Origin of the sequence: Kocuria soli (genome assembly GCF_003797835.1) — a bacterium.
Lineage (GTDB): Bacteria > Actinomycetota > Actinomycetes > Actinomycetales > Micrococcaceae > Kocuria > Kocuria soli.
Window position 1 is genome coordinate 163,904 of sequence record NZ_RKMF01000004.1, and the last position, 21,499, is coordinate 185,402.

The 21,499-nt window shown below is 66.7% G+C and carries 14 protein-coding genes, 1 tRNA gene and 4 pseudogenes; 10 read left to right on the plus strand and 9 right to left on the minus strand.

The window, feature by feature from the left end:
• Window positions 1-232 precede the first annotated feature (232 nt).
• Window positions 233-3,421, plus strand: coding sequence for a hypothetical protein (locus EDL96_RS04565; RefSeq protein WP_123824633.1), 3,189 nt, complete (start codon window positions 233-235; stop codon window positions 3,419-3,421).
• Window positions 3,422-3,560: 139 nt separating this feature from the next.
• Window positions 3,561-4,737: pseudogene (locus EDL96_RS04570) on the plus strand (IS3 family transposase).
• A 102-nt stretch (window positions 4,738-4,839) separates the two neighbouring features.
• On the opposite strand, the gene EDL96_RS04575 reads toward EDL96_RS04570, so the two are convergent.
• Complete coding sequence (locus EDL96_RS04575; protein WP_040560692.1) at window positions 4,840-5,187, minus strand: GNAT family N-acetyltransferase; 348 nt, start codon at window positions 5,185-5,187, stop codon at window positions 4,840-4,842.
• Window positions 5,184-5,813: a TetR family transcriptional regulator gene (locus tag EDL96_RS04580; RefSeq protein ID WP_123824634.1), complete on the minus strand. Its 630-nt coding sequence runs from the start codon at window positions 5,811-5,813 to the stop codon at window positions 5,184-5,186. Before EDL96_RS04580 ends, EDL96_RS04575 begins: the two co-directional genes overlap by 4 nt.
• Window positions 5,814-5,930: 117 nt before the next feature.
• Between EDL96_RS04580 and bioB the strand changes: the two genes are divergently transcribed.
• The 6 genes and pseudogenes from bioB to EDL96_RS04595 all read left to right on the plus strand — a co-directional run bounded on the left by bioB (window position 5,931) and on the right by EDL96_RS04595 (window position 9,769).
• A complete protein-coding gene (gene bioB, locus EDL96_RS04585) occupies window positions 5,931-7,328 on the plus strand; it encodes a biotin synthase BioB (protein ID WP_006214414.1) in 1,398 nt (465 codons plus the stop codon).
• Window positions 7,321-7,719 (plus strand): hypothetical protein, encoded by a 399-nt coding sequence (locus EDL96_RS14015; protein ID WP_407656904.1) that lies wholly within the window; start codon window positions 7,321-7,323, stop codon window positions 7,717-7,719. Before bioB ends, EDL96_RS14015 begins: the two co-directional genes overlap by 8 nt.
• A 23-nt stretch (window positions 7,720-7,742) precedes the next feature.
• Window positions 7,743-8,531, plus strand: a pseudogene (locus tag EDL96_RS14020) (aminotransferase class III-fold pyridoxal phosphate-dependent enzyme); the annotation flags it as partial.
• A 31-nt stretch (window positions 8,532-8,562) separates the two neighbouring features.
• Complete coding sequence (locus tag EDL96_RS13880; RefSeq protein ID WP_267900140.1) at window positions 8,563-8,712, plus strand: hypothetical protein; 150 nt, start codon at window positions 8,563-8,565, stop codon at window positions 8,710-8,712.
• Window positions 8,691-8,951: an aminotransferase class III-fold pyridoxal phosphate-dependent enzyme gene (locus EDL96_RS13885; RefSeq protein WP_267900137.1), complete on the plus strand. Its 261-nt coding sequence runs from the start codon at window positions 8,691-8,693 to the stop codon at window positions 8,949-8,951. Before EDL96_RS13880 ends, EDL96_RS13885 begins: the two co-directional genes overlap by 22 nt.
• The gene (locus EDL96_RS04595; RefSeq protein ID WP_233568683.1) at window positions 8,948-9,769 is read left to right on the plus strand and encodes an aminotransferase class I/II-fold pyridoxal phosphate-dependent enzyme; all 822 of its coding nucleotides are present in this window, start codon (window positions 8,948-8,950) and stop codon (window positions 9,767-9,769) included. The genes EDL96_RS13885 and EDL96_RS04595 overlap by 4 nt, the downstream gene beginning before the upstream one ends.
• On the opposite strand, the pseudogene EDL96_RS04600 reads toward EDL96_RS04595, so the two are convergent.
• Window positions 9,766-10,862 (minus strand): annotated as a pseudogene (locus EDL96_RS04600) (IS3 family transposase). The gene EDL96_RS04595 and the pseudogene EDL96_RS04600 overlap by 4 nt on opposite strands.
• A 58-nt stretch (window positions 10,863-10,920) precedes the next feature.
• On the opposite strand from EDL96_RS04600, the pseudogene EDL96_RS14070 reads away from it, so the two are divergent.
• Window positions 10,921-11,731: pseudogene (locus EDL96_RS14070) on the plus strand (DDE-type integrase/transposase/recombinase); the annotation flags it as partial.
• A gap of 62 nt (window positions 11,732-11,793) precedes the next feature.
• Here the strand turns inward: EDL96_RS14070 and EDL96_RS04610 are convergent.
• A tRNA-Pro gene (locus EDL96_RS04610) sits at window positions 11,794-11,867 on the minus strand.
• A gap of 121 nt (window positions 11,868-11,988) precedes the next feature.
• Window positions 11,989-15,441, minus strand: a complete 3,453-nt coding sequence (locus tag EDL96_RS04615; protein WP_123824635.1) for a pyruvate carboxylase — start codon at window positions 15,439-15,441, stop codon at window positions 11,989-11,991.
• A gap of 263 nt (window positions 15,442-15,704) precedes the next feature.
• Here EDL96_RS04615 and EDL96_RS04620 point away from each other — a divergent pair, with 263 nt between their 5' ends.
• Complete coding sequence (locus tag EDL96_RS04620; RefSeq protein WP_123824636.1) at window positions 15,705-16,934, plus strand: FAD-dependent oxidoreductase; 1,230 nt, start codon at window positions 15,705-15,707, stop codon at window positions 16,932-16,934.
• A 29-nt stretch (window positions 16,935-16,963) separates the two neighbouring features.
• Here EDL96_RS04620 and EDL96_RS04625 read toward each other — a convergent pair whose 3' ends face one another.
• From EDL96_RS04625 to EDL96_RS04640, 4 genes are all read right to left on the minus strand, one after another.
• Window positions 16,964-17,836, minus strand: a complete 873-nt coding sequence (locus EDL96_RS04625) for a CPBP family glutamic-type intramembrane protease (protein ID WP_123824637.1) — start codon at window positions 17,834-17,836, stop codon at window positions 16,964-16,966.
• 281 nt (window positions 17,837-18,117) lie between these two features.
• Window positions 18,118-19,686: a ribosome biogenesis GTPase Der gene (gene der, locus EDL96_RS04630; RefSeq protein WP_123824638.1), complete on the minus strand. Its 1,569-nt coding sequence runs from the start codon at window positions 19,684-19,686 to the stop codon at window positions 18,118-18,120.
• A gap of 50 nt (window positions 19,687-19,736) precedes the next feature.
• The gene (gene cmk / locus EDL96_RS04635; protein WP_123824639.1) at window positions 19,737-20,435 is read right to left on the minus strand and encodes a (d)CMP kinase; all 699 of its coding nucleotides are present in this window, start codon (window positions 20,433-20,435) and stop codon (window positions 19,737-19,739) included.
• The gene (locus EDL96_RS04640; protein ID WP_233568693.1) at window positions 20,417-21,496 is read right to left on the minus strand and encodes a prephenate dehydrogenase; all 1,080 of its coding nucleotides are present in this window, start codon (window positions 21,494-21,496) and stop codon (window positions 20,417-20,419) included. The genes cmk and EDL96_RS04640 overlap by 19 nt, the downstream gene beginning before the upstream one ends.
• Between the last annotated feature and the right edge of the window lie 3 nt (window positions 21,497-21,499).

A 21,499-nucleotide genomic window follows, 5' to 3' on the forward strand; every position in this document is an offset into this window, starting at 1 on the left:
TTTTTCATTGAAGAAGCGGCAATTCTTAAGCCAAACAAACGTTTCATGACCGCAGGTCAGCAGGTCGTTCAGGCTGCGATCATGGAGTGGGCGCTGCGGCTTCGACAAGGAACGACTGGAATATATGCTGACAAATTCTCAAGCCAGGTGAAAAAGCTTCGCGCGTCTGAAACAATATTTGGCGTAGGCTGACGTCAACCTCAGTTTGCACCGATAAGCGGCAGGAGGCACCATGGGCACCGACGGAGGTGTCGTGGCACTATACGGTTTCCGTTACCAGATGTTGCGCACGATGGAACGTCTGCTCGACATGTATTCCCATGATCGTGACGGCGACTGGGCAATCGAGATCGAACATGCAACCCACGAAAGCGTCGACTACGCGGAGTACCGTGGTGGCCGACTCGCACGCGTTGTCCAGGTTAAAGCTTCCCGCCCAGGCAGCACTACCCGCTTGTGGGCATCCGAGATGCAAGGCATTCTCACGAAGCTTGCGGTAGCTTTCCCCGCGGCCGAACAAGTCGTACTCGAGTCAAACCGTCACGGCGGCTGGAAGAATATCGCCACAGTCTTGAATCAGCAGCCGAGCACGGCGGCGCCACAACTGGTGGCTTGGCATGATCCCCGTGATCTGGCGGCGGTCGAGGCTGACGTAGTCACCCGAATCGTCCACGCTCGCATGAGAGAAAGAGTCTCATCTGCCCCCGAGGTGGCTGGTGCCCTGGCATGCCTCCTTGAAGCTCGTCTGTGGCAGACCGCCACTCTTGACACAGCAAACCTAGCAGCCGGTCAACGCCAACTCACGAGCGGAGACGTTGAAGCGCTGCTCGGTACGCCAGACCGCGACCTTGAGCAAGCCCTGGGAGAAGTATCTTGGAGTACACGGTGGCACCTGCCCCATGGTCTGTGGATCGACCGCAATGCAGCCCTGTCCTTTCTTGACCGCCACCTGACATCTCAATACCTGGATACACGCAATGTAGCATGTGCTGTACTCACCGGATTTGGCGGCCTCGGGAAATCGACATGCGCAGCTAGGTTCGCCACTCTCCACGCCGACCAATACGCCATGGTTATCTGGTTGACGGCGTCCAGTCCCCAGCGCCTCATCGATGAAGTCAAAGAACTTCTGAGCCATCAATACGACGCCCTCACTGTCGCCAGCTGGGACGACTACGCCACTCGCACTGCGCTGCTGTCCTGGCTTGAGAGCACGCCCCGCAGCTGGCTGCTCATCTTTGATGACGTTGACCACGTCGACACAATTCGGGACTGGATCCCCCAAGTGGGCTACGGTCACACCCTCGTTACCTCCCGTGACGCTGCTTGGCCTGCTAGCCATGCCCCCTCTCTGGAACTTGGCATACTCACCGAACCCGAAATGAAGGATCTGGTCACCCGGCGTTTGGGAGACATCGAGATAACCAAGGACGGCTTGCTTCGCCTCGCCCAGCTTACTGACCAATGGGCCCTGGCCGTCGACATGGTCTTGGCCTGGCTGTCACGCACCGGGCGCAACCTCGCCGACCTTGGCGACTATGAACCCCACGAAGCCCGTCAGCGCATCTTGGAGAAAGACGACTTGCTCCCCGCGGGCTATCCCGCCCCCGTCCTGCACGTCATCCTTGACACCCTCGCGCACGTTCAAGACGACAACCCCGCCGCCTACCGACTGCTCAGTGACGTCATCGCCTACGGTGCTACAGCAGTCCCCAGCTCCCTGGTCGCAAGCGATGCTTTCCAAGGCGTCGCTACCACCTTCAACGACGTCATTGCGTGCGACGATCTCATCACCGAACTGCGTCACTTGTCCCTGATCCAACCAGCCACCCTCGAAGACCCTCGTCTAGGCCAATACCGACATCGTCTCGACGTCCACGGCCTTATTGCCGACATGATCACTCTGCTCGAACCGCATGACCCGGAGCGCTGGCTCCACCTGACTGAACGGCTCAGCCTGCTCATCGAGACCTGCAACCAGCAACAGGACATCCCCCTCGCGCTTTCTCTAGCCCCCGTCATCACAGCCATCGACGACGCGGTCAAGTCCGGCGCCACAGCAGACCAGCACTACCTCACGCTACTCGGCAACACCGCAAACATCTGGGCCGTTGCCGGCAACTACCCTGTCGCGGTCTATCGACTAGTGCGCGAACGTACCCTGGCCCAAAGTATCGCTACCTATCAGCCTGACCAGGTGAACATCTTCACCTGGCTTGCGACCCTCGCCACCGGCCAACTCGTGTCCATCCTGATGACCATCGACCGGCCCGAAGAGGCCGTGTCCCTAGCGGAAGAGATCTCTCCCGACCTAGAACGTTTTATGGGCTACGCAAAACCCTCGTCGCTCAACAAACTTGTCGAAGGCATCCTCGACGCCATGGAAGCCGTGCGTCATGACCATCTGAAACCAAGAGCTGCCGCAGTAAGGTCCCTCCTTGAGAATGAGCAGCTTTCGGTCCGTCCCAGCCCAGTGCGCGCCATCGAACTCGCGCTACGAAACGACGACTTCGTGACCGCACTCGGCATCGCTAACGTAACTCTACAGTTCACCACCCTGCCGGTGGACCGCATTGAGCTGCTATGCCGTCGCGCTGAAGCCCTTGCCACCAGCGATGTTAATGAGAGTGACGCAACTCTGCGCGAAGCTATTGCCTGCGCACACGAAAATGAAGTCGACCCCCACCGCGCCACCGACCTTGCTCTCAACACCCTGCACCAACGTGTCGTGCATATCCTGAACCGCCCGATTACCGCCGATTCCAGCCAACTCCAGTATTACCGCGGCTGGTTCGACATCCTGGACGACCTCGTTCCATTGCCCGAAAGGCCGTTGGAACAAGCCAAGATCTGCACCGCCCACCTGTGGCGGGGGTTGATCAACGACCCAAGCGTCCCAGCCACGGACGCGCAGCAGCTGCCCCAACTGCTGCAGGCTGCGCGCGCGAGCGAGTCATCAACAGAAGAACTCATCGGTCTACACAGTGCCGCAAACCAGAGCCTTTTCATCCACGACTATCTCCTCCTACCGCATGTCGTTCAAGCCACTGCCATAGCGAGAATAGGCAACACTGTCCTGCTCGGACTCGCCACAGAAGACGAAGCCACTGTAGCCACGGCCTGCATGAAGGCGCACTTAAACCGCTGCTATAGCTTCTCAGCCACTCGCTACAGCACCAGGGCATTGGTCAAGACCCCTGGCGCGGCGATCTTCCTAGACCTCACAGGATGCGATCCCTTCTCGCGCATCTCAGGCCCCGCCACTATTGGCATCGTTCCCGACTACGTCGTCGGCCAAAGCAAGTCGATCCACTCTGACCACATCTTCCGTCTCGGGCAGACCGCAGATTTGCGCCCCGACCCCATCACCGTCGAGATCTACGCCCGAAGACCTACTGCCCCAGATAATGGCACTGAGTGACCGGGCCAGTCGTACAACACACAAAGGTAGCGATTTGAATCGCGGACATGAAGAATGAACTGGTTTCAAAGGGCGTGAGGAACGAATCGGTGACAACTGATCGTTAGCGCTCAGGGGCGCTGGCGGGGAGGATGTCATCATGCCTGGTCCCTATCCCAGAGAGTTCCGCGAGGATGTCGTCGCGGTCGCCCGGCGTCGTGAGAGCGGCGTCACCATCAAACAGATCGCCACGGATTTCGGTATCAGCGAAGCGACGTTGCAGAACTGGCTCCGCCAGGCCGACGTCGAGGACGGCAACCGTCCCGGTCAGACCGCGGCGGATGCGGCGGAAGCTCGTGAGTTGAAGAAGCGGATCCGCCTGCTCGAGCAGGAGAACGAGGTGCTCAGGAGGGCTGCGGCGTATCTGTCGCAGGCGAATCTGCGCCTTGGTGGTTCCCCAAAATGACATACCCGCTCGTTGCTGAGCTCGCCGGATCGGGGATCCCGTGACGGTGTCGTGCCGGGTCCTCAAGCTCGCCAGACAGCCCTACTACCGCTGGCGGAACGATCCTGTGCAGAACGCTGACGTTCTCCGGGCGTATCGGATCAACGCGTTGCATGACGCGCACCATGACGACCCGACGTTCGGATACCGATACCTGGCAGACGAGGCTCGGCGGGCCGGGTGGCGGATGAGCAGGCGGACGGCGTGGAAGCTGTGCTCGCAGGCCGGGATCCTCTCGTCCGCGCAACGCCGACGGCGCGGGAAGGGCAAGAAGGCCGGCCCGCCGGTGTTCGACGATCACGTGCAGCGGGTTTTCCGTGCTGATGCCCCGAACCGGCTCTGGCTCACGGACATCACGGAGCATTGGACCAGCGAGGGCAAGCTTTACTGCTGCGCGGTCAAGGACGTGTGCTCCCGGAGGATCGTGGGCTACTCCATGGGCTCGAGGATGAGCGCCAGACTCGCCGTGGACGCCCTGGTCAGCGCTGTCTCCAGACGAGGCTCGGTGACCGGATGCATCGTGCACTCGGATCGCGGCAGCCAGTTCTTGGCCGCCTCCTTCGTGAAGGCAATCGAGGCGCATCACCTGATCGGTTCGATGGGTCGGGTCGGTGCCGCCGGGGACAACGCAGCGATGGAATCGTTCTTCTCGCTGCTGCAGAAAAACGTCCTGGACCGACGCTGCTGGGACACTCGTGAGGAACTGCGTATCGCGATCATCACGTGGATCGAACGGACCTACCACCGCCGTCGGCGACAGGTCGGTCTCGGCCGATTGACCCCTATCGAATACGAAGCCATCATGGCCCCGACCGTCAGCCTGGCGGCCTGAACCCGACCGTCACCTATCCGTGCAGCAGACCCCTTCAGCCGGCACCGGTCGTGCGCGGCCCCGCGGCGAGCGCCGGGGTCCGCGCGCCAACGCACTCGCTCGCTAGCGCACCATCCTGAGCTCGCGCAGGTCTGACAGTCGTGGGTCCACCGTCTCGGTCCCGTCCGCGCGGAAGCCATTGCGCTCGTAGAACCGGATGGCGCGCGCATTGGCCGCGGCGAAGCCCACGATCCGTCCGGCCACCTCAGCGACGCGCACCGCGCTCCGGCCGGCTTCATCGCGCAGCAGATCGTCCCACATGGTGCGACGACGCCACTGCGCCGTCTCGTTGTAGAAACGCTCCGGGAGCATGCCCGCGTACGTCTCACGCCAGGAACGCACGTGGACGGCCGCGAGGGCGGGAGCGTCGTCGGGCTCGGGGAGACGGATGGTGAAGGCGGGCCGTGTCATGGGTCGGACCTCTCGAGGGGCGCTGCCTCACGACCGAGGATCAGGCACAGTCCGGCCTCGAACCGCGGAGCGCTGTCAGTGGTGGGCAGCCCCATGGCCTCGCGGGTCTGCTGAGCGGTGACGGAGCCCAGTATGAACCGGACCAGGGTCAGGGCCGTATTCTCGGCGGTCCGCTGCGTGAGACCCGTGGCGGACAGGGCCGCGACGAGTAGCGGAACCGGCGGCAGGTCGAGCGGATCGAGGGCGTGGGCCACGCCGACGACCTCCGCGCCGTCGCGCACCGCGAGGATCAGCCGACGGAACTCCGCGGCAACCCGAGCGGGGTCGAGGTGGCCGGGCTCGGTGCGGCCGTCATCGGAGTGCCCCGGACCCGCCCCGTCGTGACCGGCCGAGCGGGCGGCGCGGGGAATGGCGTCGTCGTGCACCGCGCGGTCGGCGGCGAGCGGTGCGACCATGCGCTGGGCGAGCACCGCCAGCAACTCCTGCTTGTTGGCCACGTGCCAGTAGAGGGCGCCGGGCTGGACCTCGAGCTCCTTGGCGAGGCGGCGCATGGAGAGATCACCCAGGCCGTAGCTCTGCAGGATGTGCCACGCGGCATCCACCACGTCATCGCGGTTCAGGGCCACGGTGCTCCTCTCGGGGTGCTCGGTCGGGTGCTGCGTGTGACTCTACCGATCGGCCGGTGCGGCGCGGGGCGGGCGTTGGAGATTTGACTTTCTTGAACGACGTTCAATAATTGAACAATGTTCAAGAACCCTGCCGAGCTGGCCGAGCGCGTCCTCGCCGGCGACCCAGTGACCCCGGACGAAGCCCTCGAGCTGCTGCACACCGACGACCCCGGCATGCTGGACCTCGTGGCCGCCGCCGCACGGCTGCGCCGCGAACACTTCGGGATGACCGTGAAGGTGAACTACCTGGTCAACCTGAAGTCCGGGCTGTGCGCCGAGGACTGCGGCTACTGCTCCCAGCGCCTGAACGCCGGGACAGACATCCTCAAGTACTCGTGGCTGAGCCCCGAAAAGGCGGTGGAGCAGGCCGAGTACGGCATCCGCGGTGGTGCGAGCCGCGTGTGCCTCGTGGCGAGCGGTCGCGGCCCGTCCAACCGTGAGGTGAGCAACGTGAGCCGCACGGTCGAGGCGCTGAAGGAGCAGCACCCGGATGTGGAGGTCTGCGCATGCCTGGGCCTGCTCAAGGACGGCCAGGCGGAGACACTGAGCGGCGCGGGGGTGGACGCCTACAACCACAACCTCAACACCGCCGAGTCCCACTACGAGTCCATCTGCTCCACCCACACCTACCAGGACCGTGTGGACACCGTGGAGCGCGCGAAGGACGCCGGGCTCTCCCCGTGCTCCGGGCTGATCGTGGGCATGCGGGAGACGGACGAGCAGCTCGTTGAGGCGCTCTTCGCCCTGCGGGACCTGGGCTCGGATTCCGTGCCGGTGAACTTCCTCATGCCCTTCGACGGCACGCCCCTGGCAGGCACGTGGCAGCTGAGCCCGCAGAAGTGCCTGAAGATCCTCTCCGTGGTGCGCTTCGTGTGCCCGGACAAGGAGATCCGCATGGCCGGTGGCCGCGAGATGCACCTGCGCTCGCTGCAGCCGCTCGCCCTTCACGTGGTCAATTCCCTGTTCCTGGGCGACTACCTCACCTCCGAAGGGCAGGCGGCCAAGGCGGACCTGGACATGATCGCGGACGCCGGCTTCACCGTCCTTGGCGCGGGGCCAGACCTTTCCCGTGAGCACGACGCCGCGGCGCCCGCCCACGCCTCGAGCGGTGCGGCTCCCGAGCAGGCTGCGGCGGGCCAGGCCGGTCAGACGGGCTCGGCAGGCCCGGCGAGCACGCCCTGCGGGTCCACGTGCGGAACCGGTGGAGCTGCCGGTCCCGATGCCACCTCGGGCGGCGGTCCGGCCCCCTTCGACCCGGTCTATTCCGACCAGGGTGTCGACGCCGCGCTGCCCTCGACCGCCCAGGGCCCGGTCCCTACTCGGTCAGCTGCCCCGGTCTCCGCGGCGCTCGCCGCCCTGTTGAGCTCGGGCGACGGGCCCGAACGCGACGAGAACGACACCCGGGTGAGGATCGAGCTGAGCCCGACCGTGCGGCGTCGTGGTGCGGGAACCTCGGTGGCGCCGAATGCCTGAACCGGCACCGCAGATCACGCACGACACCGCGCCCCCCGAGAGCAGCGGGGAGGCTTCTTGCCCCGCCGCGGGTGCCGTGGCAGAGACGGCAGAACAGGGTGACGACGCCGTGGAGCCCACCCGCCTCGCCGCTCGTGACCGCGGGCTGCTCTGGCACCCCTACGCACCGCTGGACGGACCCGCACCCCACGCGGTGCTGGCCGCGGAGGGCGTGACCCTGACCCTGGAGACTCCTGAGGGGGACCGGATCCGGGCAATCGATGGCATGGCCTCGTGGTGGTGCGCCGTGCACGGCTACCGCAACCCGGAACTGGACCGCGCCGCCGTGGACCAGATCACCGAGTTCTCCCACGTGATGTTCGGGGGGGGCTCACGCACCGCCCGGCCGTAGAACTCGCGGAGCTGCTGGTGGAGGTCACCCCGCCCGAGCTGCAGCACGTGTTCTTCGCAGACTCGGGCTCCGTGAGCGTGGAGGTCGCGCTGAAGCTCGCAGTGCAGTACCAGGCGGCCCTCGGACGACCCGAGCGCCGTCGCATCCTGACCGTGCGCGGCGGCTACCACGGGGACACCACTGGCGCCATGAGCGTGTGCGACCCCGAGGGCGGGATGCACGCCGAATTCTCCGGGCTGGTGGCGGAGCAGCTGTTCGTGGCACCGCCTCCCGCGGCGCACCCCCGGCGTAGGTCCGGGTACGAGGATCCCGAGGGGTTGCGGTCCCCGGAGAACCTCGGTGCGGCGGCCTCGGGCACCGCTGGTTTCGTACCTTCCGGGGACACCGAGGGGCCAGGTGGGAGCGGCGCGCAGGGTGCGGGAGCGCCGTCGTCGTCCGGGGCCGTGGACTGGGACGCCGACGACGCCGCCGTTGAGGCGTGGATCGCGGACGTGCGCAAAGTCGCCCGCGCCCACTGGGATGAGCTCGCCGGGATCATCGTGGAACCCGTGCTGCAGGGCGCGGGCGGGATGCGCACGTACGACCCGCGGTGCCTGCGGGTGCTGCGAGAGCTGGCGGACGAGCTGGACCTGGTGTTCATCGTGGATGAGATCGCCACGGGCTTCGGACGCACCGGGAAGAGGTTCGCCAGTGAGTGGGCGGACGTGGTCCCGGACGTAATGTGCGTGGGCAAGGCCCTGACCGGCGGGTATATGTCCCTAGCCGCGGTGCTCGTCTCCGCGGCCGTGGGGGGAGGTGATCACCGGGTCTGAGCAGCGCGCGCTCATGCACGGGCCCACGTTCATGGCCAACCCGCTGGCGTGCGCCGTGGCCCTCCAGTCGGTGCGTATGCTCCGCAAGACATGGTCAGAGAACGTGGCACGGCTTTCTGCGGCCCTGAGCGAGATTCTTCCTGTCGCGTTGACCTTTCGGTGGTCAAGGACGTGCGGGTGATCGGTGGGGTGGGCGTCGTCGAGTTCCACGAGGCACCGGACCCGGTACCGGTCACGTGCGCGGCGCTGGATCAGGGGGTGTGGTTCCGCCCCATCGGGAGGCTGCTCTACACCATGCCGCCGTACGTGTGCTCCGACGAGGAGGTCCGCACCATTGCCTACGCCCTGCTCCGAGCAGCGCAGGAGGTGGAGCTCACGAGCACGGGCCGGGGTGCCACGCCGCACGGGGCGGGCGCATGACGGCCCACCGCCCGGACGCATTCACGACGGCGCCCGCACCCGCGCACTCGATCGTGGGTTTCCGCATGGCCCCGCCAGGGGTAACGCGCCAGTTCCGGAGCATCCGGACGTTTCCGCTCCGACCGCTGCGGGCCCCCTCGACGACTGGCTCCGCGACCGGCGGCAAACGGCGCGATGAGGCCGGACTGCGGCGTCGGCTGCGGGCGCTGCCCGGGGCGTGCGTGGACCTCGCCTCGAACGACTACCTGGGGCTGTCCCGGGATCCGCGCGTGGTCACGGCGGCGCGCGAGGCACTGGACGCCCACGGCACGGGATCCCGCGCATCGCACCTCGTCACAGGGACATTGGGGATCCACGCGCGGCTGGAGCGGGAGCTGTGCGCGCTCACCGGCCAGCCCGCGGCGCTGGTGTTCTCGAGCGGCTACGCCGCCAACACGGGGGTGCTCACGGCACTGGGAGATGCGGACACGCTCATCGTCTCGGATGCCCACGCACATGCGTCGCTGGTGGACGGGGCGCGACTGTCTCGTTCCCCGGTGCGGATCGCGCGGCACTCGGACGTGGCCCACGTGGCGCGGCTACTGGCCGAGCGCTCGGAGGCACGCGCCATCGTGGTGGTGGAATCGGTCTACTCGGTGTGGGGAGACCACGCGCCACTCCAGGAGCTCGCGGAGATATGCCGGGCGTGGAATGCCCTCCTGCTCGTGGACGAGGCACACGGCATCGGCGTGGCCGGCCGGGGGCGGGGGCTCGTGCACGAACACGGTCTTGCAGGATCCCCGGGCGTGAGGAACGAACTGATGACAGATTCGGTTTAGGCCGCGAGTGTGAGCGGCTCGGTTAGTTTCGCTTCGAACTCGATGGGCGTCAACCCGCCGAGCGTGTCCTGCGCTCGCTGCCGGTGATACTTCCGCTCGATCCAGACCACGATGGCCAGACGCAGCTCCTGGCGTGTGGCCCACCGTTGCTGGTTCAGCACGTTCGTCTGCAGCAGTGACCAGAACGATTCCATCGCGGCGTTATCTCCGGCTGCGCCGACTCTGCCCATCGAGCCGACCATGTCGTGGCGGCGCAGTTCCCGGGCCATGGCACGGCTGCGGAACTGGCAGCCCCTGTCAGCGTGCAGGATGCACCCGGCGACCTCACCGCGGCGGGCGCCAGCGTTGCGGACGGCGTCGACGGCGAGCTTCGCGGTCATCCGGTCCGAGATCGAGTAGCCGACGATGCGATTCGAGAACACGTCCTTGATCGCTCAGCAGTAAAGCTTGCCCTCGCTGGTCCAGTGCTCCGTGATATCCGTCAGCCAGAGCCGGTTCGGCTCGTCGGCGCGGAAGACCCGCTGGACATGGTCGTCGAACACCGGCGGGCCGGCCTTCTTGCCCTTCCCGCGCCGTCGGCGTTGCGCAGACGAGAGGATCCCGGCCTGCGAGCACAGCTTCCACGCCGTCCGCCGACTCATCCGCCACCCGGCCCGCCGAGCCTCGTCTGCCAGGTATCGGTATCCGAACGTCGGGTCGTCATCGTGGGCATCCCGCAGTGCGTTGATGCGGTGCGCACGGAGGAGGTCCGCGTCTCGGACGGGAGCGTTGCGCCACCGGTAGTAGGGCTGTCTGGCGAGCTTGAGGACCCGGCACGACACCGTCACGGGAATCCCCGCGTCGGCGAGCTCAGCAACGAGCGGGTATGTCATTTTGGGGAACCACCAAGGCGCAGATTCGCCTGCGACAGATACGCCGCAGTCTGACCAGGACGGTTGCCGTCCTCGACGTCGGCCTGGCGGAGCCAGTTCTGCAACGTCGCTTCGCTGATACCGAAATCCGTGGCGATCTGTTTGATGGTGACGCCGCTCTCGCGACGCCGAGCGACCGCGACGACATCCTCGCGGAACTCTCTGGGATAAGGACCAGGCATGATGACATCCTCCCCGCCAGCGCCCCTAAGCGCTAACGATCAGTTGTCACCGATTCGTTCCTCACGCCCCAACGAAACCTGGCAGTCCGACTTCACCCACTACCGACTCACCCGCCCCGACGGCCAACCCGGCCCAGACGTCGAGATCATCACCTGGCTTGACGACTGCACCCGCTACGCCCTACACGTAACGGCGCACCCCCGGGTGACCACCCCGATCGTGGTCGCCACGTTCCGCGAAGCCCTTGCAGACCACGGGACCCCCGCGTCCACACTCACCGACAACGGCATGGTCTACACCCTCAGACTGGCCGGCCACGGCCGCCAGGACGGCAAGAACTCCTTCGAGGCCGAACTGTCCCCATCGACACATCGTGCAGAAGAACTCCCGGCCTGGCCACCCCACCACCTGCGGCAAGGTCGAGCGGTTCCAGCAGACGATGAAGAAGTGGCTGCGCGCCCAACCCGTGCAGCCAGCCACCACCACCGAGCTCCAGACGCTTCTCGACCTCTTCGTCGCCGAATACAACCACCGACGACCGCACCGCGCCACTCCCGCGACACTCTACGACTCGATGCCCAAGGCGCATCCCGGCCCGGCCGCCGGCCCCATCACCCACAAGCGAGTCCGGCACGACCGCGTCGACAAGGCCGGGTCAGTCACCCTGCGACACAACAGCCGACTCCACCACATCGGCATCGGACGAACCCACGCCGGAACCTGCGTCATCCTGCTCGTCCAAGACCTCCAGATCCGCGTCCTCAACGCAACCACCGGCGAACTCCTCCGCGAGCTGACCCTCGACCCCACACGCGACTACCAGCCCACCGGAACACCCAAAGGCCCCACTCGACGACCCCTGAAATGAACAACACCCGGACCTGCAAACGCAGGTCCGGGTGTCGCCGATGTCCTGAGACATCACAAACGTCGGGATGACAGGATTTGAACCTGCGACCCCTTGACCCCCAGTCAAGTGCGCTACCAAGCTGCGCCACATCCCGTGGACGGCGAACCGCCCAACATGTGCTCCACAAGGCGGTCAGACCGCCCCGAGCACCCGCCATACATTACCCCAACGGCCCGGCGATTTCACATCGCCGGGCCGTCAGCGGACCGCAGAGATCAAGCGGAGGGTTCGATCTCCACCACCAGGTCCCCACCGTCAACCGGCGAGGGCCCGGTGACCACCACGCGCTTGACCGTGCCGCCCACGGGCGTGGTCACGGAGGCTTCCATCTTCATGGCCTCGATCGTCGCCACGCGGTCGCCCGCAGACACCGAGTCCCCCTCGGTAACGGTGGCAATGATCGACCCCGCGAACGGTGCCGCCACGTGCCCGGGCTTGGAGGAATCCGCCTTCTCCGCCTCCACGTGATCCGTGGCCACGGACGTGTCGCGGATCTCCAGCATGCGCATCTGACCGTTCAGGGTGACCATCACGGTGCGCATGCCCTTGTCGTCGGCCGGGCCGATGGCCTGCAGCATGACCAGCAGACGCACGCCCTTGCCCAGGGAGATCACGTGCTCACGGTCCGGCATCAACCCGTACAGGAAGTCACGCGTGTGCAGCACGGAGACGTCGCCGTAGTCCTTCTGCTTGGACTCGAAATCGGCCGTGGGTCCTGGGAACAGCAGGCGGTTGAGCGTGGCTCGCCGAACAGCGGACTCGCCGGAAAGACCAGAGAGGTCCTCGTCGGACAGCTCGGCCACGGAGGGCTTCTCGTGCCGCCCTTCCAAAGCACGAGACCGGAACGGCTCCGGCCATCCGGCCGGCGGAGTACCCAGCTCCCCGTTGAGGAACCCGATCACCGAATCCGGGATGTCGAACTTCTGCGGGTTCGCCTCGAACTCGGCCGGATCCACGTTCATGCCCACCAGCTGCAGGGCCAGGTCACCGACCACCTTGGACGACGGCGTCACCTTCACCAGGTGCCCCAGCATCTTGTCCGCGGCGTAGTACATGTCCTCGACCTGCTCGAACCTCTCACCCAGCCCCAGCGCGATGGCCTGCTGGCGCAGGTTGGAGAGCTGCCCGCCCGGAATCTCGTGCCGGTACACGCGCCCGGTCGGCCCGGACAGCCCGGATTCGAACGGCTTGTAGATCCCGCGGATGATCTCCCAGTACGGCTCCATGTCGCACACGGCCTGCAGGGACAGTCCCGTGTCCCGCTCGGTGTGCGCCAGCGCGGCCACCAGCGCCGACGCCGAAGGCTGCGACGTCGTACCCGCCATGGTCGCCGTCGCAACGTCCACCGCATCCACCCCGGCATCGATCGCGGCCAGCAGGGTCCCGATCTGGCCACCCGCGGTGTCGTGGGTGTGCAGGTGAACCGGCAGGTCAAAACGCTCGCGCAGCGCGGTCACCAGACGACGCGCGGCCTCCGGACGCAGCAGACCCGCCATGTCCTTGATCGCCAGGATGTGCGCCCCGGCGTCCACGCACTGCTGCGCCAGATCCAGGTAGTAGTCCAGCGTGTAGACCTTCTCCTCCGGGTCCAGCAGGTCAGAGGTGTAGCACAGCGCCACCTCCGCCACCGCGGTCCCGGTCTTCCGCACGGCAGAAATCGCGGGCGCCATCTGGGAGACGTCGTTGAGGGCGTCGAAGATGCGGAAGATGTCGATCCCGGTCTCCGCGGCCTCCTTCACAAAGGCATCCGTGACCTCCGTGGGATACGGCGTGTACCCCACGGTGTTCCGGCCGCGCAGCAGCATCTGCAGCGGAATGTTCGGCATCGCTTCGCGCAGGTACCGCAGCCGCTCCCACGGGTCCTCACCCAGGAACCGCAGGGCGACGTCGTAGGTCGCCCCGCCCCAGGCCTCCATGGAGAACAACTGCGGCAGGGTGTGCGCGTAGGCGGGAGCCGAAGCCAGCAGGTCACGGGTGCGGATGCGGGTGGCCAGCAGCGACTGGTGCGCGTCACGCATGGTCGTGTCCGTGACGGCGACGGCGGTCTGCGCGCGCAACTTGGCCGCAAAACCCTCGGGGCCCTCGTCCAGGAGGACCTTGCGCCAGCCGTCCGGCGGGGTGTGTTCGCCCGGTCCGTCGAAGGGGGAACGGTCCGGGTCCTCGACCTTGTCACCGGGGTACCGCGGCAACTTGGTGCGCGGGTCGATGCCCTCGATGCGCTCACCGTTGGGCTTGTTGACCGTGACCTCGGCCAGGTAGGTCAACGCGCGGGTACCGCGGTCAGCGGTTCCGCGGGCTTCCAACAGCTCCGGTCGGCGCTCGATGAAGTCCGTGGTCACGTTGCCCGCCAGGAACTCCGGGTCCTCCAGCACGGACTGCAGGAACGGGATGTTGGTGGCCACACCGCGGATGCGGAACTCGGCCAGCGCACGACGGGCGCGGTGCACGGCAGTCTCGTAGTCACGGCCACGGCAGGTCAGCTTGACCAGCATGGAGTCGAAGTGCGGGGAGATCTCAGCGCCCGCGTACAGGGTGCCGCCGTCGAGCCTGACCCCGGCGCCACCGGCCGAACGGTAGGCGGTGACCTTTCCGACGTCGGGCCGGAACCCGTTGGCCGGGTCCTCCGTGGTGATGCGGCACTGCATGGCGAACCCGCGAACGCCCAGTTCCTCCTGGCGGATGCCGATCTGCTCCAGGGTCTCCCCCGCGGCAATGCGCATCTGGGCCTGGACCAGGTCCACGTCCGTGACTTCCTCGGTCACGGTGTGCTCCACCTGGATGCGGGGGTTCATCTCGATGAACACGTGCTCACCGGCCCGCTCGCCCACCGTGTCCAGCAGGAACTCGACCGTACCGGCGTTGACGTAGCCCAGTTCGCGGGCGAACTTCACGGCGTCGCGGTGCAGGGCCTCACGGACCTCCGGGTCCAGGTTGGGCGCCGGTGCGATCTCCACGACCTTCTGGTGGCGGCGCTGCAACGAGCAGTCGCGCTCGAACAGGTGCACGGTCTCCCCCGTGGCGTCGGCCAGGATCTGCACCTCGATATGACGCGGGCGCAGCACGGCCTGCTCCAGGAACACGGTGGGATCACCGAACGCAGTGCCGGCCTCCCGCATGGCGGCGTCCAGCGCATCCGGCAGTTCCTCCGGCGTCTCCACGCGACGCATTCCGCGCCCGCCACCACCGGCCACGGCCTTGACGAAGATAGGGAACCCGATGTCCCCGGCGGCCGCGATCAGTTCCTCCGGGTCCGACGACGGCTCCGAGTCCTTCAGCGTGGGAATGCCCGCCTTCTTGGCTGCCTTGAGTGCTGCGACCTTGTTGCCGGCCAGGTCCAGCACGTCTGCGGCGGGGCCGATGAAGGTGATGCCGTTCTCCGCACAGGCCTTGGCCAGGCCGGGGTTCTCGGAGAGGAAACCGTAGCCCGGGTACACAGCGTCCGCACCGGATTCCTTGGCCACGCGGATGATTTCGTCCACATCCAGGTACGCCTTGACGGGGTGACCCTCCGTGCCGATCCGGTAGGCCTCGTCAGCCTTCTGCCGGTGAATCGAGTTGCGGTCCTCCAGCGGGTACACACCCACCGTCTTGGCGCCGAGCTCATAGGCGGCTCGGAAGGCGCGGACGGCGATTTCACCGCGGTTGGCCACCAGGATCTTCTTGAACACAGGCACTCCTTCTATACGGGACCGGTCCGGGCGTCGTCGTGGTTGAACGAACCCCAAGGTCCCTGACGCAGTTTCATGCGGTCATCCGGTCCACTCATCGTCGAGTGGGGACGGCAGTGGCACCAGCTTACGGTGACACCTATCTATTTGTGCGGTGTCACACCAAACTCAGCCCTCTGGGTACTTCATACCAGCATGACGTGTCCCGGGTGTAACCGCGCGCACCCGTGGACGCCGGAGACCCCGCTTGTTAGATTCCGGGCATGCGCGTTGTGGTAGTTGGCGGAGGCATTGGAGGCCTGGCCCTGGCCCAAGGGCTCACCCTTCGCGGTATCCACACAGACGTGTTGGAACGCGATACCAATCTCACTCGGACGGGCGGTTACAAGCTCCATTTGGGGCCAATGGCTGTCCGCGCTCTGCACCAACTTCTGCCACCCGAACGCATGGCCGATTTGAGGGCTGCATCCGTTCGCACTGAGGCATTCGAGCTGGCAGTACGCAACCAGCGGGGGCAGCTACTGCTCACAGCCGGGGAAGTTGAAACGGGCGAGTCCTTGGACATCGATCGCATCACACTGCGACGGATCTTGGCCGAGGGCCTGGAACCTCACCTTCTCACTGACCGAGCTGCCACGTCCTACGACCTCACGCGACGTCAAGTGACCGTTCACACGCGTCAGGGCCAGGTCCACCATGCAGACGTGCTGGTGATCGCCAATGGCGCGCACTCCACCCTGATCCAACAACTGTCCGGCGGTATCACCAACAGGCCAACAGGTCTGGTGGGGATCGCTGGTCGCACGGCAACATCCGCGCTGACCCACACTTCCCACGGCCTGCTGCGTGAACGTCCCTCTCTGGCTGTCGGCCCCGGCGGGGTGGGCCTCTTCACGTCCTGGCATGCACCGCAAATCTCCTACGGCCGGACTGGGCTCACCGAAGGCCCGCCTGAACCTGTGGTCATCTGGGGGATGATCGCCACTGAGGAGCAACTCCCGAGCGACTTTCGAGACCTACCGAGCCCCCACCTGGCTGAACTCGCAGCGGAACTGTTGGGCCGGCGTCGTTGGCTACGGGATCTTCAGCAACTACCTCAGCGCTCGAACCCGCAATCCGTGGGTGCGTTCCGCTTCCTGGCAGCCGACCCTCTGAACGTTGCCACTTGGGCACCTGGGCCGGTCACAGCCCTGGGCGACGCCGCCCATGCCATGCCTCCCACAGGTGGGCAGGGGGCGGCCACCGCCATCCGCGACGCCGCGCACCTGACCGCAGAACTGGCACGGGCCGCTGACGGTGAGGTCACAATCGCTGAAGCCACTGCATCATTCCAGCGCACCATGCTCGGCTACGCGCCCCAGGCCGTCCGGGACTCCCTGGAGCCCGTGCGGTGGATCAAGGCCTCAGCGCACCCGGTCGCTCGGGTGGCGCTGACGGGACTGCTCCCCGCGTCCGGGTACGCCTCGGCCGCGGTGAGGCGCTTCCGGCGGTGAGAGCGGTACGCCCTCCCACGCTGTCAAGATCATGCGTTGGTGCACTCTCTGGGCAGGATTCTGGACTGCTGCATGTCTTGGGCGGTCAGTGGTCTTGAGTGTCTGCCCGCCAGCGGTGGCCTCTGTCGACGAGCCAGGTGAACCAGCAACACCGCCGCACCCAGCCAGGCCACCCAGCCAATGGCTTCGACCGGCCAGGAGACAGAGGATGAGGAAGCCACCGACTGCGTGAAGAACACCCGAATGCTGTTTAGCGCTCCGTGCGCCACCACGGCCGCCCACACGGAGCCCGTGAGCTGGCGCAGTGCCAGCAAGAACGGCGCCCAGGACATGATGGCCAGCAGATAAGCCGCAGCCCGCTGCCAATCACCGTCCACAACAATCAACGGCACTGCGGGCAGGTGCCAGAAAGCCCATGCCACGGCGGACACCGTTGCTGCCGCAGCAAAGGGGTAGCGGGCGGTTCGCGTGGCGAGCCATCCCCGCCAGCCCAGCTCTTCGCCGATGGCAAAAGCGGATTGCAGGACCAGGAACGGCACCACTGCAATCCCTGCGGGCACGATCATCTCCAGAGGGCGCACCTGCCATTCGCCCACCGTCAGCCCGGCAATCAACTGGGCCGCACTGATCACAGCCACGGCGCTCACACCGATTCCCACACCTGCCCATGACCAGCGCATCGCGAACGCAGTGGTGAAGGTGCCCGGGCGCATGACGGCCCAGAAGATCAGCGCTGTCAGAAAGGGTGTCAGTTGGGCCACGGGCACCACCAGGCCTGCGATGTCACCGGGAATCACCCCCAGCAGCGCCGGTGCTGCCGCAGCCACACACAGCAAACTGGCCACCAGCACGTACGCCGTGATCTCCACGGCACCACCACGGCGGATCTGTGGATCCCGCATGTCCTCACCAGCTTCCCGGTCATCTCAGCAACGCTCGTACATTGCTGAGATTAGGAAGGTGCTGGCAGCCGCGGCGTCGGCTGAAATGACGAAAAGGGGACCGCGCGGCGTCGTCCTTGCAGCGCCGCCGAGATCATGCGTTGGTGAACTTGACGCGCAAAAGGTGCACTTTCTGATGATCTCGGCAACCTGGACCAAAAAACGACGACGGCGCCCCCTCCCGCGCGCCCCTGACATCAGAGGGGTGGGAGGAGGCGCCGTCGTGGTGAAGGCTGGAAGCCTCAGCGCTTGTTGCGCGGACGCCGCTCCCGGACGCGCATGGCGACCTCGATCGGGGTGCCTTCGAAGCCGAAGGTCTCCCGCAGGCGGCGGGTGATGAAGCGGCGGTAGCCCGGATCCAGGAACCCGGTGGTGAAGAGCACGAACTTGGGTGGCCGCGCCGAAGCCTGCGTGCCGAACAGGATGCGGGGCTGTTTTCCGCCGCGCAGCGGGTGCGGGTGGGCGGCAACGAGTTCACCCAGGAACGCGTTGAGGCGCCCGGTGGGGATGCGGGTGTCCCAGGACTCCAGGGACTTCTCCAGGGCCGGGACCAGCTTGTCCTTGTGCCAGCCGGTCTTGGCGGAGATGTTCACGCGGGGCGCCCAGGCCACGTGGGCCAGGTCCTTCTCGATCTCCCGGTCCAGGTAGTAGCGGCGCTCCTCGTCCAGCAGGTCCCACTTGTTGAAGGCCAGGACCAGGGCACGGCCGGAGTCGATGGCCATCTGCAGGATGCGAACATCCTGCTCCGCCAGGGGCTCGGAGACGTCCAGAAGCACCACGGCCACCTCGGTGCGTTCCAGCGCGGACTGGGTGCGCAGCGAGGCGTAGTAGTCCGCGCCCTGCTGCATGTGCACGCGGCGGCGGATACCGGCCGTATCCACAAAGCGCCAGGGGCGGCCACCCAGCTCGACCATCTCGTCCACCGGGTCGCGGGTGGTGCCGGCCAACTCGTTGACCACCACACGCTCGGCCCCGGCCAACTTGTTGAGCAGGGAGGACTTGCCCACGTTCGGACGGCCGATCAGCGCCACGCGGCGCGGACCGCCGATCACCTCAGGCTCGGCCACCTGGGAGAACTCGGGCAGGATCTCGAACAGGGCGTCCAGCAGGTCACCCGCGCCCTTGCCGTGCAGCGCGGAGACCGGGTACGGCTCCCCCATACCCAGGGACCACAGCTCGGTGGCCTGCAGTTCCAGCGCCCGTGAATCGCACTTGTTGGCCACCAGGATCACGGGACGCCCGGAACGGCGCAGCATCTTCACGATGGCCTCGTCCGTGGCGGTCACCCCCACCACGGTGTCCAGGACCAGCAGCACGGCATCCGCGCGCTGCACGGCCAGTTCCGCCTGGTCAGCCACGGTCTTGTCGATCCCGCGGGCATCCGACTCCCAACCGCCGGTGTCCACCATGGTGAACGGGCGGCCGAGCCACTCGGCGCTGTAGGACACGCGGTCGCGGGTCACGCCGGGAACGTCCTCCACCACGGCTTCGCGGCGGCCGATCACGCGGTTGACCAGGGTCGACTTGCCCACGTTGGGGCGACCCACCACGGCGACGACGGGTGCGGGCTTGCGGGTCAGGGCTGCGAGTTCGTCGTCGTCCCAGTCGCCCAGGAGAGCCAGGTCCTCGTCGTCGAGGTCGTAGTCCTCCAGACCGGCACGGAGGGCGTCGGCGCGCTGGTCGGCCTCGTCGTCGTCGATGGCGCTGAGGCGCTCGACGACGTCGTCGTCATCGCCTCCCAGCACGGACTCGACGTAGGGATCCACCGGGCGCTGCCACGGTTCAAGGTTGGGGGTGGGGTTCTCGGTCATCGAGGACCCTCCTCTCACTAAGACTTTTACGAAAAGTGTGGGGCCTGCAATCAGGCAAGTTCGGGAACGGCGCGCAGGACCAGGTCCATGACGGCCTGCACGGACTGCTCCAGGTTCAGCTCGGAGTTGTCCAGGGTGGTCACGCCGTCGGCGGCGGTGGAGAAGTTGACCACGGTGGAGTCCTTGGCATCCCGCCCGACCACTTGCTGCCGCAAGGCGTCGGCGTTCTGCGATCCACCCAGCTGGGCGCCGCGGCGGTTCATGCGCGCCTGTTCGGAGGCCACCAGCAGGATGCGGACCTCAGCGTCCGGGGCCACCACGGTGGTGATGTCCCGGCCCTCTGCCACGATGCGGCGGCCAGAGTCCTCGATCACCTGCCGCTGCCGGTCCACCAGGACCTCACGAGCGGCGGGGACGGTGGCCACCGAGGACACGTGGGAGGTCACCTCGGGCGTGCGGATCGCCTCCGTCACGTCGGTCTCCCCCACGCGCACGGTCTGGCGGTCCGGGTCCGTAGAAATCTCCACGGGGGCGTTGCGGGCGGCGTCGACGACGGCAGCCGGGTTACTCAGGTCCACGCCCTGGTCCAGGGCCCACCACGCGACGGCCCGGTACATCGCCCCGGTGTCCAGGTAGCCGAGGTCCAAGCGGCGGGCGATCTCCTTGGAGACCGTGGACTTCCCGGAACCCGAGGGCCCGTCGATCGCCACGACAACCTGCACTGGATCCGTCACTGGACCACCTTCCATCCGTTTGCGGTGAGAGCTTCCACGAGTTCGTCCCGGCGGTTGGGCTCCACCGACACTTCTGCCAGACCCACCGGTTGCCCGGGTGAATGGTCCAGGCGCAAGTCTTCCAGGTTGATGCCGATCTCCCCGATGAACGTGAGCAGGTGCGCGATGGTCCCGGGGATGTCGTCCACCAGGACCGTCAGCTGTGCGAAGGCCTTGGGCGCGCCGCCGTGTTTGCCCGGAATGCGTGCCTGCCCCGCGTTGCCTTCGGCGATCAGCTGGGCCACGTCCAGGCGCGCACCCGGGGCGGTGGGTGCTTCCAGCGTGGTGATCAGGCGTTCCAGGTCCTCGCGCACCCCGTGCAGCGCCGGGACCAGGGAGGACGCATTGGCGCTGAGGATCTGCACCCACAGGCCCGGGTCCGATCCGGCGATCCGCGTGGTGTCTCGCAGCCCCTGACCCGCCAGGGCCAGGTGGTGCAGGGCGGTGTCCTGCAGGCGGGAGGCCAGCAAGGAGGACATGACCTGCGGCAGGTGGGAAATCAGGGCCACGGTGTCGTCGTGTTCCTGCGCGGACATTTCGGTGACCGTGGCACCCAGTTCCACGGCGAGCGCCTTCACCAGCCGGCGGGTGGACGGAGCTGTCTGCTCGGCCGAGCACAGGACCCACGGCATGGAGGTGAACAGCTCACCGCGTGCGGCCACCGGCCCGGACTTCTCCCGCCCGGCCATGGGGTGCGAGCCCACGTAGCGGGCCAGATCGGCTCCGGCCTCTTCCAGCCCACGCAGCACGGCACCCTTGACGGAGGCCACGTCCGTGACGACGGCGTGCGGGAACTCCCGCAGCGCTGCCGCCACCAGGTCCACCGTGACATCCGGCGGGGTGGCCACGACCACCAGCTGCGGGTCGCCCATCTGCCCCGGCCAGGCGCGTTCGCTCAGGCCCGCGCCGATGTCCTCCCCCACGGCTTCCGCCGTCGGTGAGGCGTCCCGCAGCCAGGTGTCGACTCCCAGGTTGCGCAGTCCCAGGCCGATCGAGGCGCCCAACAGCCCGGCGCCGACGATCAGGACCGTGCCCACGGG